A 15170-nucleotide genomic window follows, 5' to 3' on the forward strand; every position below is an offset into this window, starting at 1 on the left:
GCACGGCATCTTTCTGATAAGATTTTGATATGCTTGAGCTAATTCTACTGGCGGGGGTAGGCAGGCAGGTGCACAGTGGGGCAGCCGAGGGAAATACTGCCGCTCGGCGCTGTCGCTGACGAAAAATATTTGCAGGCCGCGAGAATAAAACGCGGTCTGAAACGATCTGGAGAATGAAGTGCAACATTCGCGTCAGAGCCGAGCCTGACCGAACCGACGCCGGAGCAATGCAGGGATCATGACGACGGATATCTATTTCGCCTTCTCCACATTTGGTGGTCGCACGCCGCCGCCGCTCGTTTCAGCCTTGAGTTGGCCGGTGATCGGGATGCGAGCTGTGGTCGCCTTTGTCCGGCAGACCGTCGCGCCATCCGCAAAGAGGTGCTCGGCCGTCGCCATCAATATCGTTGGTCCGATGCTGCAATCGCTGCACCACGAAAATCTTGGGAGCCTCTCGCCGGCGTCACGCGACCTGATGCTGCAGTTTCAAAATACCGTCGTTCCACACCTCGATGCCGCCTATAATTTCGCGCGGTTTCTGAGCCGGGATGCCGATGCGGCGCAGGATATCGTGCAGGAAGCCTTTTTGCGCGCCTATCGCAATTTCGAGGGCTATCGCGGTGGTGAGCCCCGCGCTTGGATGTTTGCCATCGTCCGGAACTGTTACTACGTCTGGCTGAGCGAAGGCAGGCGCAAGGCGCGCTTCGAAACGCCGTTCACGGAAAGCGAAGCGAAGGACGAGGAGCAGCTACGCGGCGGTGTTCACGACGTTGCCTCTGACGAAGATTCGCCCGAGGCGGCCTTGATCCGTAAGACGGAGTCGCAGAGGGTCCGGCAAGTTATCGGCTCTCTTCCGGACTTGTCGCGGGAAGTGTTGGTGCTCCGGGAGCTGGAAAACCTGTCCTATCGCCAGATCGCTGACATAACCGACGTGCCGATCGGAACCGTGATGTCGCGACTCGCCAGGGCGAGGCGTGAATTTGGCGAGGCATGGCAACTGGGCGAGAGAGGCGGGGCCGCGTCATGAGCGAGAAAACCCCGGAAAGCTGCCCGGAATGGGAAACGATCCTGCATAGCTATGTGGATGACGAACTCGACGCTGTCCACACCATCCAATTTGAACAGCATCTTGCAACGTGCCCGCATTGCACCGCCGCCTTGGAAGGGCTCAAAGACATGAAGCGGGTCGTCGGCCGGGATGGCGTGAAGTGGAAGGCTCCCGACGAGGTTCGCGCGCGTATCATGACGGCTATTTCTCTTGAAGAAGCGCAGCGGCCGGCGCCGGCTTCGGGGACGCGCCGTCAGCAAAGCGCGTGGTGGCGTGGCCTGCAAATGTTCGGGCAATGGAGCTTCGTACCCTCGCTGGCTGCTTTGGCGGCGAGCCTGATGCTGGTACTTGGCAATCCGCAGACAAGCGCGCCCATCCAGAATGAATTGCTCGCCAGCCATGTGCGCTCGATGCTCGCCAACCATCTGGTCGATGTGCAGACATCCGACCAGCATACGGTCAAGCCCTGGTTCAACGGCAAGATCGACTTCTCGCCGCCGGTGGTCGATCTTGCGGCGGACGGTTTTCCGCTGATCGGCGGCCGCGTGGATTACGTCAATGGTCGGGTTGTTGCGGCGCTTGTCTATCGCCGCCACGGCCATGTCATCAATCTCTTCGTCTGGCCGGGTGCAAAGGTCGAGCGGAGCGAGACGATGCACGACGGTTATAATCTCACCGAATGGTCAGGGGGAGGGCTGGTCTTCTGGGCGGTTTCGGACGTCAGCCCGCCCGATCTTGCCGCTTTTCGCGATAATTTTTCCCGAGCGGCAGGCCTTTAGGCGCTGTAATTCTAGCGTTTCGCCGTGCCTTGCTGACGTGCCTGGGCAACCCCGTCAGCAAGGCCGGCGCCAAGAAACATGGTGTCGCTGGCCAGCAGGAAGAAGCTGATGCCGGCTGCGGACCATGTGCCGATATCGTCCGACGAAGGCCGGAAGATGCCGACCGTGCGGCCGGCGGCGAGCGCGGTTCTGGTGATGGTTTCGATGGCCGTGTTAAGCTTGTCTTTCCCGGCCGGGCCCATGGCGTCGATCGAGACGGAGAGATCGCCGGGGCCGATGAAGATGATGTCGATGCCATCGACCGCGGCGATTTCCGCGATATTGGTGAGCCCCTCCGCGGTTTCAACCTGGACGGCAAGGACGAGTTCGGCATTGGCCTTTGCGAGATAATCTGGAATGCGATAGCCGTAGGCGGCCGCCCGACCGGGGCCGACGCCGCGCTCGCCGATCGGCGGATACCGCGTCGCGAGAACTGCAGCCGTCGCCTGCGCCGCCGTAGATACGCGGGGTACCAGCACGCCGGCCGCGCCTGCGTCCAGCACCGAGGCAATGGACTCCGGCGCATGGCCAGGTACACGGACCATAGCAGGAACACGATGGACGTCGGCGGCGCGGATCAGATCTTCTATTCGTTCGCGGCCGATCTGCGAATGCTCCCAATCGATGCAGAGGAAATCGACGCCGGATGCCGCCGTGACCTCGATCGCGACGGGATGCGGTATGGCGGCGAAGGTGCCAATGAGCAGATTTTTCTCGATGCAGTTTTTGCGGAAATTGCCCATTATTTTCTTCGCTCTCCAACGATCCCTGCGAAGAGGGATAACCGCAAATCAAACGTCTGCGAAGCGGCAATCCATTTTAGGCTTGAAGTATTTTATATACCCACGTCTTCGGGCAGGATTGGAGAGGAGAGAGATCGCGGTGGCGGAGTTGTTCGGGCGCCGCCACCGCTCATACGCGGCTTATTTGTGCCGCGCGATGACTTCGGTAAGCACTTTTTCGAAGCGGGCGATTTCTTCGACCTTGTTGTAGTGTACCAGAGATACACGGATTGCGCCGGTTTCCATGGAGAGACTGAGGCGTTTCATCAGGCGCGGGGCAAACATGTGGCCGTCGCGCAGCCCAATGCCGGCTTCACCCATCTCAGCAGCGAATTGCTGCGGCGTGATATCAGGCATGTTGAAGCAGATGGTCGGCACGCGCTGTTCGAGGCGAGCGTCATCGGAAATGCCATAGATGACGGCACCATGGCGCTTCAGAACGGCGATCATCTCGCGCGACAGCATCAATTCGTATTCGCGGATCGCGCCCATCGCGGCGGCAAGCGCTTCGCGGCGAGTATGTTGGCCGGCCGGCAGGAACCGGAGGCCGAGGGCTTCGAGATATTTGACGGCGGCGTTCATGCCCGCCACGTTTTCGTAGGTGAAGGTGCCGACTTCGATCTTGTAGGGCGGCACGTCCGGGATAAAGTCTTCCTTGAAGGTAGGCAGCTTCACCAGCGCATCGAAGCGGCCCCAGAGGAAGCCCATGTGCGGCGAGAAATTCTTGTAGCCCGAGCAAACGAGATAGTCGCAATTCCAGGCTTGTACATCCATCAGGCCATGCGGGCCATAGTGAACGCAATCGAGAAAGACCTCCGCGCCTGCCGCATGTGCCAGCTTGCCGACGGTCTTCACGTCGACGATCGTGCCGATGGAGTGGGCGGTCACGGTGCAGGCGACGAGGCGCGTCTTGTCGTTCAGAAGCGGCTTCAGGTCCTCGGTATGAAGCGTGCCGTCTTCGCGCATGCGCCACCAGACGATCTTCGCACCATCGGCCTCCAGCGCCAGCCAGGTGGCGATATTGGCGTCATGGTCCATGTCGGTGATGACGATTTCGTTGCGCTCGCCGAGCAGCTTGGCGATGCCGAGACTTACCAGGCGGATGAAGGACGTGGCGTTCTGACCGAAGGAGATTTCTTCGGGGCGGTAAGCATTGACCAGCATGGCAACGCTCTCGCGCGCTTCGGCCAGATTGCGGTCGACGCCCTGGCTGTGTTGGTATTTCGCCATGCGCTGGACGTTGTAGTCGATGAGATGGTTGGCGACCGCATCGACCACCGCCTGCGGCACCTGCGCACCGCCGGCATTGTCGAGAAACACGAAATCGCCGGCCTTCTGAATAGCCGGAAACATGGCGCGGACTTCATCGACCGGGAAGCTATTGTGGCCGGAAAATTTCGACGGGGAAGGAGAGGCGCTCATAAGGATCTCGCTACGAATGATGGGTTCAAAACTAACGTCATGATCATTTGATCACAAAGTATTTGAGGGTTCAACTAAATTCATGCCGTTGCGCCGGAATGTCTCACCGCCGTTGTGCGGAGGCCGGTCCTTTGGCGCGGGGTTCGTCTTCAGTTGCGGGGCAGTAATCGCGCAGGATCTCGTGGGTGCGGCGGATGTCGGCGACGACGCCATCCCGGGCGCGGGCGAAATCGCCGGCTTTCAGCGCTTCAATGATCGGAAAATGCGGACCGGCGGGATCGATTTCGCCGCTACGCATCAGCGGTTCGACAGAGGCTGACAACATGCGCATATAGGGACCGAAACGCAGCCATAGCGTTTCGATCAACTGCAGCAGCACATCCGAACCGGAAGCGCGGTAGATGGTGAAATGGAACTGTTGGTTCCTCGCCATGAGTTCGTAGACATTGCTGCTGCGGCCGATGGCGTGCTGTTCGGCTGCGATGCGCTCCAGTGTTTCGATGTCGGTGGCGGTCAGCCTGGGAATGCCGAGTTCGGCCGCCAGTCCTTCGACGGCGATGCGGGCGCGGCAGAGATCGTCGAGGCGGGCAAGTGTCACGATCGGGATGCGGGCCGAGCCGTTCGGCGCGACCTCCAGTGCATTTTCCGCCGCCAGCCGTCGCAAGGCTTCACGCACCGGCATGTTGCTGGTGCCGAACGTTTCGGCGAGCGAGGCGATGGTCAACGTCTGGCCGGGATCGAAATGGCCGGCCATCAGCGCATTGCGCAATTGCTGGTACACGCCCTCTTGGATGGTCGTTCTCGAAGACACCGGTTCCAGGGCTATGCGCACGCTCGTTTCCTTCTTGCTTGGGCGACTCCAGTCGTGGCTGGCATGGTAGAACGAAGGGCGGCTGGATGGAAAGTGTTTCGACGCGGAGATCGGAACGTCAAACCTCCTCAGTCTCCCAAGCCGCCTGATCGGCGCCTGGCTCCGTCTCGCCCCTGGCGATTTTCGCCTGCCTTAGACCGAGGCCGACACCGATGAGGGCGAGCGCGCCGCCGATGGCGTGATAGGCGTGCAACTGTTCGCGCAGGATCGCCCAGGCCAAGACCGCGACGATGATCGGCAGGAGATTGATGAGCAAGGAGGTGCGCGCGGCTCCAAGTTTCTGGATGCCGATCATCCAGCAAAGCGGCGCGACCAGCGATGTCGGGATAGCCGCATAGAGGATCAGCGGCAGATTGGCCGAGGTGATCGGCGAAATTTCGCCCATCAGGAAAACCGGGATCAACAGTATGGTCGAGAAGCCGATTTGCCAGAACAATTGCTGCCACATGGAAAGGGGCATCGCCCAGCGCTTCAACATCACGCCGTAGAGCGAGTTGGACAGCACGGCAATGATCATCAGGCCGTCGCCAATATGGAAGCCGCCACTCAGCAGTGTCACCGGGTGGCCCTGGGATGTCAGATAAATCAGGCCGATCAGCGAGATGGCCCCGCCTGCGAGGCTTGTGGCCGTCAGCCTTTCGCCGGCCAGAGCGCTTGCGAGCAACGTCGACAGCAGCGGCATCAGCGCCAGCATCACACCCATGTTGACCGCAGAGGTGGTCTTGGCGGCCTCATAGGCAAGACTTTGGTAGATGACCATACCGAGTGCGCCAAGCGTGGCGAGCTTCAGCCAGTATTGCTTGACGAGTGTGCGGTTTTGCCATGCAGCCCGGCCGACGAAAGGCAGGAGCACGAGAAAGGCCAGCAGCCAGCGATAGAAGGAGATTGAACCGGGCGAGATGACGCCGGATGCAGCCTTGGTGACGATGGTGTTGCCGGACCAGATGAGGACGGTGCAAAGCGGCGCAAGCGCTGCGCTCGTCATTATGGAGGCTGTGCCGGTGGCGGGAGAGGGCGGGTTGCTGCTCATGGCAGTCCTCCTGGAGGATGGTCGGACTGGTCGGATCGGTCGAGATTATATTGGTATCGCTTTTACCGTCTGTCTGATTACTGGTATATAGCGAGTTTCAGACATCGGTAGTGGATTACGGACATGAGCGCGCGCGAACCACGCGTAGAAGGAGACCCGCCGCAGCCGGTCTCCTTCCGGACGGAGAATTATAAAGGCGGCACGGTCTTTCCCGCAAAGCGTCAGACTTGGGGTGAGCTGAACTATGCGCTCGCCGGCGTCGTCGATTTCGATATTCAGGGTGTGCGTTATCTGTCGCCGCCGCATTATGCGATCTGGATTCCTCCCGATGTGCTGCACGAGGCGTGGAACCAGTATGACGTTCGCTATGTCACCGTCTATGTCGAGCGGTCGCTCTGCGCCAATCTTCCGGCAGCACCGGCAACGCTTGGCCTCAGCCCGCTTCTGAAGGCGATCCTTGCCGATTTCGCGGCCCGCGACATCACCTTGCCGAAGACCGAGGAGGACCTGCGGCTGGCACAGGTGCTGGTCGATCAGATACGCTTGGCACCGCGCAGCGAGAGTTACCTGCCGCTATCGGACGATGTGTTGCTCGGGCCGGTGCTCAAGGCGCTGCAGGCCGATCCCGGCGATCGGCATTCTCTGGCAGAATGGGCGCGCCGGATGAAAACGACCGAGCGGACGCTTTCCCGCCGCTGTCACGACGATCTCGGCATCTCCTTCAACGAGTGGCGCCAGCGGCTGAAACTGGTCGCGGCGCTGGCCCTGATCGAGGCCGGCCAGCCAGTGCAACGGATCGCGGCGCAACTGGGGTACAGCAACGCCTCCGCGTTCATCGCCATGTTTCGCCGGCTGACCGGGACGAGCCCGACGCAGATGCGCTAGCGCCTTCACGGATCAATCACCAACACATCGAGCTTGCGCAGTTGCTCTGGATCAGCCATCGCGTCCATGCCGATAATCCGGCCGTCATTGCCAACGGTGAGACGGAGCGCGATCCGCAATTGTCCGCCAAGGACGACGACGGCGCCGACAGCACCGTTGATGACGGCCGGCAGGGCCGCTTGGGCTCGGCCGCGGAAGGCTTCGGCCACTGCCGCCTGGCCGCGGATTTCCGCCAGCGAGCCCATTTGTGCGGCCACTGCATCGGCGCGGAAGATGACGTCGGGATCGAGAACGGCAAGAAGCGCATTCATGTCGCCGCCGCGCGAGGCCGTCAGGAAGGCGTCGACCACATGGCGCTGGCGGCTAAGATCGGCTTCCGCAATGACCGGTGCTCCCTGCACCCGGCGGCGGGCGCGGCTGGCGAGCTGGCGTGTGGCGATGGTGGTGCGTCCAACGATGGGGGCGATGTCGTCGAAGGGTATGTCGAACATATCGTGCAGCACAAAGGCCAGCCGCTCGGCAGGGGCAAGCTTTTCCAGCACCACCAGCAGTGCCAGCCCGACCGAATCGGCGAGCAGCGCGTCCTGCTCCGGGTCAGTGCCGGTGCCGTCCTCGTGGCTGACGACCGGTTCGGGGACACGGATGGTCAGCGGCTCCTCGCGCCTGGATTTGCGGGAGCGCAGCAAGTCGAGACAGATGCGGGCGGTAACCGTCGTCAGCCAGCCGCTGAGGTTTTCGACCTCCGAGGTATCCGCACGGCTGAGCCGTAGCCATGCCTCCTGCACGGCGTCCTCCGCCTCGGTGCGCGAGCCAAGCATACGGTAGGCGACCGCGCGCAAATGCGGCCGGTTGGCCTCGAATTTTTCTGCCTGCCATTTTTTTTCGTCCATCGGTCACATTCCTTGCGTGCGCTCCGTCATGCCTATGACGAACGAAACCAAGCTGGTGTGACAAAGGATCGGCATGGGACCGTGTCGTCAAGATCGGCCCCCTGTTGGGCTCACCTGAAAACACCTCAAGGAGAGAATAATGCAAGCCCGCATGAAGAACCCCGCCGTCATCCTACCGGAAACCCTGCAAGCCCTTTTGGCCGTCAGCGCTTCGATCAAGGATCGCGGCGTGTCCGAAAACACCATGGATCTCGTGCATCTGCGCGTCAGCCAGATCAATGGCTGCAGCGTCTGCACCGACATGGGCTTCCGCAAGCTGCAGAAGGAGGGGGAAACGATCGAACGCATGGTCGGCGTCTCCGCGTGGCGTGAAATGCCCTATTTTAGCGAGGCCGAACGCGCTGCCCTTGCGCTCGGCGAAGCCATGACTCGGCTTGCCGATCGGCCGGAGGCGGTAAGCGACGAGATCTGGAACGAGGCGGCCAAGCACTATGACGAAAAAGCACTGTCCGCTTTGATCGTCTCGATCGCCGTCGACAATGTCTGGAATCGGCTGAACTCGACGGTCCGGCAGCAGGCTGGAGCTTCCTGGAACTGATCGAAGCCACGTGCGCACCTTCTCCCGTCGGGAGAAGGTGTCCTACATCTCAAATCTCCCCAACCCTCGATGTTACAAGCAGTTTCGCCAGCCAGTCGACGAACACGCGCACCTTGTTGCTCAGGTGCCGGTTGGGGGGATAGACGATATGCAGTGGCAGGGGGCTGTGGCTCCAGCCGGGAAGGATGGGGATGAGATCGCCCTTGGTGAGCGCGTCACGAACCATGAAGGTCGGTGCCTGGGCGATGCCAAGGCCGGTCAATGCGGCGTTGACATAGCTGCGGCTGTCGTTGACCGAGAGGATGTAACGCGGGCTGATCTCGAGCGACTCGTTGCCGCGCTGGAATTCAAACGGAATGGTCCGTCCTGTCTGCGCCCGAAAATAGCTGACGGCATAGTGATTGCTCTCCAGCTCTTCCGGCCGTTCGGGTACGCCGAATTTTTCGATATAGCGCGGTGCGGCGCAAGTGATGAGTTGTATCTCTCCCACGCGCCGGGCAATCAGCGACTGATCGCTCGGCATGCCCGCACGCAGGGCGCAGTCGACATTCTCCGCCAGATAATCCACCAGGCGGTCGCCCACACCGAGGTCGATATGGATGTCCGGATAGCGCTGGTGAAAATCGCAAAGCGCCGGCATGACGATGTTGTCGGCGAAAGCGCCGGCCATTTCGACGCGTAAACGACCGCTCGGCAGACTCTGCGAATTGCTGATGCTGCCGTCCAGTTCCTCGATTTCGGAAAGGATCTGAATGGCACGTTCGTAGTAGAGCGCGCCGTCTGTTGTGACCATGACGCGGCGTGTCGTGCGGTTCAGGAGCTTGGTGTGCAGATGCGCCTCGAGCGACTGGATAAGCGTCGTCACGGTCGCCTTCGGCATGGAGAGGGTTGTGGCGGCGCGGGTGAAATTGCCCGTCTCCACCACGCGTGCAAATGCCCGCATTGCTGATAGCTGGTCCATTCTAAGGCGCCCTTCGACCATAGCGAAAAGAGGTCGATTGTTTGTTCTCATGAATAGTCTGATCGAATATAGGCTACTTATTCTCAGAACGGAATAACAATATGTTGTAGCCGTGAATGTTGCAACGCGGCATGGGGCGCTTGGGGCCGCGCAATCCGGAACATGATCCGAAACGTGTGGGAACAGTTTTCGGAAGAGATCATGTTCAATCGAATAGACAAGGATATGGGTCCATGAGTGCGCCGTGGAAAGATGTGATGCTGGAAAACGTGCCCACGGGGCCGGTGGCAGCGCGGGTCTACAACGGCGAAGGTCTCCAGAAGGCGGCACCCATCGTGCTTTACCTGCATGGTGGCGCTTTTCTCGATACCGAGCGTGCTATTGACCGCCCGGTGGCCGCAAGTCTTGCGGATGCCGGTGCGATCGTGGTTGCTGCTGATTATAGCAGCGGCAACCAGAATGCGTTTCCGCAGGTGCTGGAATGCGCCTACGGGATTCTCGCCTATCTCGGCAACAAGCGAAACATGCTTGCGCTGGGCGGGGCGAAAAAGTCGCTGCTCTTTGTCGCCGGTGAGGAATCGGGTGGCAACGTTGCGGCGGGCGTGGCTTTAAAAGCGCGCGATCAGATGCCGGGTTCGCTGGACGGACAGGTGCTGATATCGCCGCTGCTTGATCCTTTCATGGGATCGAAATCTTTCCTCCAGGCGGAGGAAAGCGGCATGCGCGAGCGTTGGACAGAGGGTTGGAACCGCTACCTGGGTTTTCTGGGCGGTGTCTGTCACCCCTATGCTGCGCCTCGATACTGTTCGCGGCTTTCGGGCCTCGCGCCGGCATTGGTGCTCACGGCCGAGGACGACCCGCTCCGCGACGAGGGCATGGAATACGGCAGCCGCCTGAAAGGGGCCGGCGTTCGTGTTCGCCAGCAAGTCCTTCCCGCCGGGACAGGCTGGCCCACCATTTACGGCGGGCAGTCGAAAGACAAGCCGACATGGCAGCAGGATGTCTGCTGTTGTTTCAGGCACTTTGTCGAGGATGTGCAGGCTTGATCGACTAAGTCTGATGATGTCGAGACGATAGGAATTTTCGGTCCCGTGTCCCAAGCCGGGATCAAAAGGAGAGACTAACATGAAGTCCAACGGTAAGCGCTGGGCCCTGTGGGGCGCCGGCATGGGTGTTGCTGCGGCCGTTGCAGGCACAGCCTTCTATCTGGATTTGCCGCGCGGCGCTCAAGCGACCGAAGCGGCCGCCCCGGCAGCGATGCCGGCCATCCCCGTTACTGTCGCCGCCGTCGAGGCGCGCGATATCACGACCTGGCAGGAGTTTTCCGGCCGGCTCGAAGCCATCGATCGTGTGGAGGTGCGCCCGCGTGTGGCCGGCGCCATCCAGTCGGTGCATTTCCGCGAAGGCGCGTTGGTCAAGCAGGGTGACCTGCTGGTGACGATCGACCCCGCACCCTATGAGGCGGCCGTCGCCCAGGCGCAGGCGGAAGTTGGTGCAGCTAGCGCCAAGCTGGATCTCGCCAAGGTCGAAGTCGACCGCGGCCAGAAGCTCTCCGATAACAAGACGATTTCGCAGAGCGACATGGATACGCGCGCCAGCAATTATGCCGAGGCGGTTGCCAATCTGAAGGCGGCGCAAGCTGCCCTGCAGACGGCACAGTTGAACCTCGACTATACGCAGGTTCGCGCTCCGATCGCCGGCCGCGTCGGTAAGATTGAGGTCACCGTGGGCAATCTTGTCGCGGCTGGTTCCTCCTCGCCCGCGTTGACGACGGTCGTATCCGTCGATCCGATCTATGCCAGCTTCAACGCCAACGAGCAGGTTGTCACCGGCGCGCTCGCCCAGCTGCCGGCCGGCGACGGCGCGGTGCCGCCGGTTGAGCAGATCCCGGTGCAGATCGGCACGGCCAGCGACGACGGCACGCCGATCACCGGCAAGCTTCAGCTCATCGACAACGAGGTGGATGCCGCCAGCGGCACGATCGTAGTGCGTGCCGTCTTCGACAATCCCGGCGGACGCTTGATCTCTGGCCAGTTCGTCCGCGTGCGCATGGGCCAGCCGAAGGCCGAGAATAGAATCGTCATCGATGACCGCGCAGTCGGCACCGACCAGGACAAGAAGTTCGTCTTCGTCGTGGATGGCGAAAACAAGGTCAATTACCGGCAGGTCCAACTCGGTTCGCTGGTCGACGGCCAGCGAGTGATCGAGAACGGCCTGAAAGTCGGCGAAAAGATCGTCGTCAACGGGCTGCAGCGCATCCGTCCTGGTGCAGTCGTCGCACCGCAGTTGGCAGAGAAGGTCGCGACCGCTCAGTAAGACTTCGCCTTCTGCCCGCGCGGGAGAAGGCCGATATCCGAAATCACATGATCCGCCGGCGGCTCTCAAATCGCCGGACGGGGATTTTGCATCCGTTTTCACCCCAGAGGGGGCTTTGATATGAACATCTCCAGATTCTTTGTTGACCGCCCGGTCTTTGCCGGTGTTCTTTCGGTCCTCATCGTGGTCGCCGGCCTGATCGGCCTCAGAGCGCTGCCGATCTCCGAATATCCCGAGGTCGTGCCGCCGTCGATCGTCGTGCGCGCCACCTATCCCGGCGCCAACCCGACCGTCATCGCCGAAACGGTGGCGACGCCGCTCGAAGAGCAGATCAACGGCGTCGACGGCATGCTCTACATGTCCAGCCAGGCGACTTCAGACGGCGTTCTCAACGTGACGGTAACATTTAAGCTTGGCACCGATCCGGATAAGGCGCAGCAGCTCGTGCAGAACCGCGTTTCGCAGGCCGAGCCGCGCCTGCCCGCGGAAGTCCGTGCCCTCGGCATCACGACCGTCAAGAGCTCGCCCAACTTCATCATGGTCGTCAACCTCGTCTCGGACGGGGCCGACCACGACATCACCTATCTGCGAAACTATGCGACCCTGAACGTCAAGGATCGGCTCGCCCGCATCGAAGGCGTCGGGCAGGTGCAGGTCTTCGGCGCCGGCGACTATTCCATGCGCGTGTGGATCGATCCGCAGAAGGCGGCCGAGCATAATCTTGCCGCCAGCGACATCAGCAATGCGATCAGCTCCCAGAACGTCCAGGCTGCGGCCGGCATCATCGGTGCCTCACCCAGCCGGCCGGGCGTGGATCTGCAGCTCAACGTCAATGCCCAGGGCCGCCTGCGCACACCCGAGGAGTTCGGCAACATCATCGTCAAGACGGGTGCCAACGGCGAGATCACCCGCCTTCGCGACGTCGCCCGCGTCGAGCTCGGTGCGGAAGACTATACGCTGCGCTCGCTGCTCGACGGCAAGCCGGCCGTCGCCGTCGCGGTTCTGCAGGCGCCCGGTTCGAACGCGATCGAGATCGCGAACAACGTGCGCTCGACCATGAACGAGCTGCAGCAGGCCATGCCGGCTGGTGTCAAGTACGAGATCGTCTACGACACGACGAAATTCGTCCGTGCCTCGATCGAGAAGGTGATCGACACGCTGCTCGAAGCCATCGCGCTCGTCGTCCTCGTCGTCATCCTGTTCCTCCAGACATGGCGCGCATCGATCATTCCGTTGATCGCCGTTCCGGTGTCGATCATCGGCACCTTTGCGGTAATGTATGTCTTCGGCTTCTCGATCAACGCGCTCAGTCTGTTCGGCCTGGTGCTGGCGATCGGTATCGTCGTGGACGACGCGATCGTGGTGGTCGAGAACGTCGAACGCAATATCGAGAACGGGCTCAGTCCGCGAGACGCCACCTACAAGGCCATGAAGGAAGTCTCCGGTCCGATCATCGCGATCGCGCTGGTCCTCGTCGCGGTCTTCGTGCCGCTCGCCTTCATCTCCGGCCTGTCGGGCCAGTTCTACCGCCAGTTCGCGCTGACGATCGCCATCTCGACCGTCATCTCGGCCTTCAACTCGCTCACCCTGTCTCCGGCACTGGCATCCCTGCTACTGAAGGGTCATCATGCGCCGAAGGATCGGCTGACGCGGGTCATGGACGCGATCTTCGGCTGGTTCTTCCGCGGCTTCAACCGGGCGTTCGGAGCCGGTTCGAAATACTACGGCAAGGGCGTCGGCGGCCTGCTGTCGCGCAAGAGCATCGTCATGGTGCTATATCTCGCGCTGGTGGGAGCGACCTATAGCCTGTTCACAACGGTTCCCGGCGGTTTCGTGCCGTCGCAGGACAAGCAGTATCTGATCGGCTTCGCACAACTTCCGGATGCCGCAAGCCTCGACCGCACGGAAGACGTGATTAAGCGCATGACGGACATCGCGCTGAAGCAGCCGGGCGTCGCCAATGCGATCGCCTTCCCAGGCCTGTCGATCAACGGCTTCACCAATTCCTCGAATGCCGGCATCGTTTTCGTCACGCTGAAGGACTTCGACGAGCGCAAGACGCCCGACCTTTCTGGCGGGGCGATCGCCATGGCGCTGAATCAGAAGTTCGGCGCCATCCAGGATGCCTTCATCGCCATGTTCCCGCCGCCGCCGGTCAACGGTCTCGGCACGACAGGCGGCTTCAAGCTGCAGATCGAGGATCGCGCCGGCCTCGGCAACCAGGCGCTCGACCAGGCGGCCAAGGCAGTGATCGCCAAGGCCTACCAGACGCCGGAACTCACCGGCATCTTCTCGAGCTTCCAGATCAACGTGCCGCAGCTCTTTGCCGATCTCGACCGCGCCAAGGCCGAGCAGCTCGGGGTCTCCGTCACCGACGTCTTCCAGACGCTGCAGATCTATCTCGGTTCGCTCTATGTGAACGACTTCAACGCCTTCGGCCGCACCTACAGCGTCCGCGTGCAGGCCGATGCCAAATTCCGCGCTCAGCCGGAAGATATCGGCCAGCTGAAGGTTCGTTCGGCATCGGGTCAAATGATCCCGCTTTCAGCCTTGCTGAAGGTGGACGCCACCACCGGTCCGGAACGCACGAACCGCTACAACGGCTTCCTGGCGGCCGACATCAACGGCGGTCCGGCGCCCGGCTTCTCGTCGGGCCAGGCACAGGCGGCGATCGAGAAGATCCTGCACGAGACGCTGCCGGCCGGCATCGACTTCGAGTGGACAGACCTGACCTACCAGCAGATCCTGGCCGGCAATTCGAGCGTCGTTGTCTTCCCGCTGGCGCTGCTCCTGGTCTTCCTCGTGCTGGCCGCCCAATACGAGAGCCTGACCTTGCCGTTGGCGATCATTATGATCGTGCCTATGGGCGTATTGGCCGCGCTGACAGGCGTCTGGCTCACGGGTGGAGACAACAACATCTTCACCCAGATCGGCCTGGTGGTGCTCGTCGGCCTGTCGGCGAAAAATGCGATCCTGATCGTGGAATTCGCCCGCGAGCTGGAATTCGAGGGCCGCACACCGGTTCAGGCGGCGATCGAGGCCAGCCGCCTGCGTCTACGCCCGATCCTGATGACCTCCATGGCCTTCATCATGGGTGTCGTGCCTTTGGTTACCTCGACCGGTGCCGGTGCCGAGATGCGTGCCGCCATGGGTGTGGCGGTGTTCTCGGGCATGATCGGCGTAACGTTCTTCGGCATCTTCATGACGCCGGTGTTCTACGTGCTGATCCGCAGGCTGACGGGCAACCGTCCGCTGAAGCAGCATCACCACAACGACAACAACCATTCGGCAGAGGTTCTTCCGATCGCCGCCGAATAGGAATGCCGTGTCGGGTAGTACCCCCAGTGCCCGATATGTCATGGGCGGGACCGCAAGGTCCCGCCCTTCTTTTTTGATCTCGTGTTGGTTTTGATATTTTCCGTTTCGGCCAATCTGTTTTTCGAAGATTTTGCCTCTCGCCCGCCAATTTCATTTGCATGCTGACGCCATGGGTTTATCAAACACCTAGGCAAAATGATTGACGTACATCGGGCCAGAGGAGCTGCCCGC

Annotated in this window: 13 protein-coding genes; 7 read left to right on the top strand and 6 right to left on the bottom strand. The window is 61.3% G+C overall.

Annotated elements, in window-relative coordinates:
- Positions 1–328: 328 nt before the first annotated feature.
- Entirely contained in the window at positions 329–1027 is a 699-nt protein-coding gene (locus FHT86_RS00335) for a sigma-70 family RNA polymerase sigma factor (protein ID WP_133707029.1), read from the top strand.
- The gene (locus FHT86_RS00340; protein ID WP_133704889.1) at positions 1024–1827 is read left to right on the top strand and encodes an anti-sigma factor family protein; all 804 of its coding nucleotides are present in this window, start codon (positions 1024–1026) and stop codon (positions 1825–1827) included. The genes FHT86_RS00335 and FHT86_RS00340 overlap by 4 nt, the downstream gene beginning before the upstream one ends.
- 11 nt (positions 1828–1838) lie before the next feature.
- On the opposite strand, the gene FHT86_RS00345 is transcribed toward FHT86_RS00340, so the two are convergent.
- From FHT86_RS00345 to FHT86_RS00360, 4 genes are all read right to left on the bottom strand, one after another.
- The gene (locus tag FHT86_RS00345; RefSeq protein WP_133704890.1) at positions 1839–2609 is read right to left on the bottom strand and encodes an HpcH/HpaI aldolase family protein; all 771 of its coding nucleotides are present in this window, start codon (positions 2607–2609) and stop codon (positions 1839–1841) included.
- Between the two features lie 180 nt (positions 2610–2789).
- The gene (locus FHT86_RS00350) at positions 2790–4070 is read right to left on the bottom strand and encodes a cysteine desulfurase-like protein (protein ID WP_133704891.1); all 1281 of its coding nucleotides are present in this window, start codon (positions 4068–4070) and stop codon (positions 2790–2792) included.
- A 103-nt stretch (positions 4071–4173) separates the two neighbouring features.
- Positions 4174–4902, bottom strand: coding sequence for a GntR family transcriptional regulator (locus FHT86_RS00355; protein WP_133704892.1), 729 nt, complete (start codon positions 4900–4902; stop codon positions 4174–4176).
- A 97-nt stretch (positions 4903–4999) separates the two neighbouring features.
- On the bottom strand, positions 5000–5971 hold the full coding sequence (locus FHT86_RS00360) for a DMT family transporter (protein WP_133704893.1): 972 nt from the start codon (positions 5969–5971) through the stop codon (positions 5000–5002).
- A gap of 123 nt (positions 5972–6094) precedes the next feature.
- Here FHT86_RS00360 and FHT86_RS00365 point away from each other — a divergent pair, with 123 nt between their 5' ends.
- On the top strand, positions 6095–6856 hold the full coding sequence (locus tag FHT86_RS00365) for an AraC family transcriptional regulator (RefSeq protein ID WP_133704894.1): 762 nt from the start codon (positions 6095–6097) through the stop codon (positions 6854–6856).
- 5 nt (positions 6857–6861) lie between these two features.
- Here FHT86_RS00365 and FHT86_RS00370 read toward each other — a convergent pair whose 3' ends face one another.
- Positions 6862–7746 carry a sigma-70 family RNA polymerase sigma factor gene (locus FHT86_RS00370; protein ID WP_133704895.1) on the bottom strand — a complete coding sequence of 295 codons (885 nt, stop codon included), beginning with the start codon at positions 7744–7746 and terminating at the stop codon, positions 6862–6864.
- Between the two features lie 139 nt (positions 7747–7885).
- On the opposite strand from FHT86_RS00370, the gene FHT86_RS00375 reads away from it, so the two are divergent.
- Positions 7886–8344 (top strand): carboxymuconolactone decarboxylase family protein, encoded by a 459-nt coding sequence (locus FHT86_RS00375; protein ID WP_133704896.1) that lies wholly within the window; start codon positions 7886–7888, stop codon positions 8342–8344.
- A 49-nt stretch (positions 8345–8393) separates the two neighbouring features.
- Here the strand turns inward: FHT86_RS00375 and FHT86_RS00380 are convergent, their stop codons facing one another.
- The gene (locus FHT86_RS00380; protein ID WP_133704897.1) at positions 8394–9305 is read right to left on the bottom strand and encodes a LysR family transcriptional regulator; all 912 of its coding nucleotides are present in this window, start codon (positions 9303–9305) and stop codon (positions 8394–8396) included.
- 233 nt (positions 9306–9538) lie between these two features.
- Here FHT86_RS00380 and FHT86_RS00385 point away from each other — a divergent pair, with 233 nt between their 5' ends.
- From FHT86_RS00385 to FHT86_RS00395, 3 genes are all read left to right on the top strand, one after another.
- Positions 9539–10351, top strand: a complete 813-nt coding sequence (locus FHT86_RS00385; protein ID WP_133707030.1) for an alpha/beta hydrolase fold domain-containing protein — start codon at positions 9539–9541, stop codon at positions 10349–10351.
- Positions 10352–10430: 79 nt separating this feature from the next.
- Positions 10431–11621, top strand: a complete 1191-nt coding sequence (locus FHT86_RS00390; RefSeq protein ID WP_133704898.1) for an efflux RND transporter periplasmic adaptor subunit — start codon at positions 10431–10433, stop codon at positions 11619–11621.
- Positions 11622–11741: 120 nt separating this feature from the next.
- On the top strand, positions 11742–14939 hold the full coding sequence (locus FHT86_RS00395) for an efflux RND transporter permease subunit (protein ID WP_133704899.1): 3198 nt from the start codon (positions 11742–11744) through the stop codon (positions 14937–14939).
- Positions 14940–15170 lie beyond the last annotated feature (231 nt).

The organism is Rhizobium sp. BK313, assembly GCF_014193655.1.
GTDB lineage: Bacteria > Pseudomonadota > Alphaproteobacteria > Rhizobiales > Rhizobiaceae > Rhizobium.

What these genes read in the sequence shown, in the direction of transcription:
- FHT86_RS00390 (WP_133704898.1), top strand. Translation starts at nt 10,431, where the DNA reads ATGAAGTCCAACGGTAAGCGCTGGGCCCTGTGGGGCGCCGGCATGGGT.
- FHT86_RS00360 (WP_133704893.1), bottom strand. Translation starts at nt 5,971, where the DNA reads ATGAGCAGCAACCCGCCCTCTCCCGCCACCGGCACAGCCTCCATAATG.
- FHT86_RS00395 (WP_133704899.1), top strand. Translation starts at nt 11,742, where the DNA reads ATGAACATCTCCAGATTCTTTGTTGACCGCCCGGTCTTTGCCGGTGTT.
- FHT86_RS00350 (WP_133704891.1), bottom strand. Translation starts at nt 4,070, where the DNA reads ATGAGCGCCTCTCCTTCCCCGTCGAAATTTTCCGGCCACAATAGCTTC.
- FHT86_RS00340 (WP_133704889.1), top strand. Translation starts at nt 1,024, where the DNA reads ATGAGCGAGAAAACCCCGGAAAGCTGCCCGGAATGGGAAACGATCCTG.
- FHT86_RS00375 (WP_133704896.1), top strand. Translation starts at nt 7,886, where the DNA reads ATGCAAGCCCGCATGAAGAACCCCGCCGTCATCCTACCGGAAACCCTG.
- FHT86_RS00380 (WP_133704897.1), bottom strand. Translation starts at nt 9,305, where the DNA reads ATGGACCAGCTATCAGCAATGCGGGCATTTGCACGCGTGGTGGAGACG.
- FHT86_RS00335 (WP_133707029.1), top strand. Translation starts at nt 329, where the DNA reads ATGCGAGCTGTGGTCGCCTTTGTCCGGCAGACCGTCGCGCCATCCGCA.
- FHT86_RS00370 (WP_133704895.1), bottom strand. Translation starts at nt 7,746, where the DNA reads ATGGACGAAAAAAAATGGCAGGCAGAAAAATTCGAGGCCAACCGGCCG.
- FHT86_RS00385 (WP_133707030.1), top strand. Translation starts at nt 9,539, where the DNA reads ATGAGTGCGCCGTGGAAAGATGTGATGCTGGAAAACGTGCCCACGGGG.
- FHT86_RS00345 (WP_133704890.1), bottom strand. Translation starts at nt 2,609, where the DNA reads ATGGGCAATTTCCGCAAAAACTGCATCGAGAAAAATCTGCTCATTGGC.
- FHT86_RS00365 (WP_133704894.1), top strand. Translation starts at nt 6,095, where the DNA reads ATGAGCGCGCGCGAACCACGCGTAGAAGGAGACCCGCCGCAGCCGGTC.